The organism is Mycobacterium scrofulaceum, from assembly GCF_001667885.1.
GTDB lineage: Bacteria > Actinomycetota > Actinomycetes > Mycobacteriales > Mycobacteriaceae > Mycobacterium > Mycobacterium scrofulaceum_C.
Genome location: NZ_LZJW01000043.1, coordinates 1 through 661, shown reverse-complemented (window position 1 = coordinate 661; position 661 = coordinate 1). Strand labels below are relative to the sequence as shown.

Annotated in this window: 1 protein-coding gene; it reads left to right on the top strand. The window is 63.1% G+C overall.

Annotated elements, in window-relative coordinates; all coding sequences use genetic code 11:
- Positions 1-649: IS481 family transposase (locus tag A5681_RS05420; RefSeq protein ID WP_067270213.1), on the top strand; the 649-nt coding region annotated here is incomplete at its 5' end.
- Between the last annotated feature and the right edge of the window lie 12 nt (positions 650-661).

The window sequence follows — 661 nt, the reverse complement described above, 5'->3', positions numbered from 1 at the left end:
CCACCAAATGCCCTATCTGCGGGAGTGTGATCCGCTGACCGGCACGGTGATCCGAGCCTCCAAGACAACCGCGATCCGCTACGAGCGGGCCCACCCAGGAGAGCTGATCCATATGGACGTCAAGAAGATTGGCCGCATCCCCGACGGTGGCGGATGGAAGGCTCACGGCCGGCAAATGGGCGACACCGCCGCCCACAAGAAGGCACGCATTGGGTTCGACTACGTGCATTCAGCCGTCGATGATCATTCCCGGCTGGCCTATTCAGAGATCTTGCCCGACGAGAAGGGCGCGACGTGCGGCGCGTTCCTGGCCCGCGCCGCCAACTACTTCACCGCCTGCGGCATCACCACCATCGAGCGGGTCATCACCGACAACCACTTCAGCTACCGACGTTCCAGCGCCGTCGCCGCCGTCATCGCCGCACTCGGAGCCAAGCACGTGTTCATCAAGCCGCACTGCCCCTGGCAAAACGGCAAGGTCGAGCGCTACAACCGCACGCTGCAGACCGAGTGGGCCTATCGACAGGTATTCACCACCAACGACGCCCGCAACGCGGCCCTTGCCCCCTGGCTCGAGGACTACAACAATCAACGACGCCACTCAGCCATTGGAGGTAAACCCCCGATCAGCCGACTGTCACCAACCTGACTGCCGAGTACA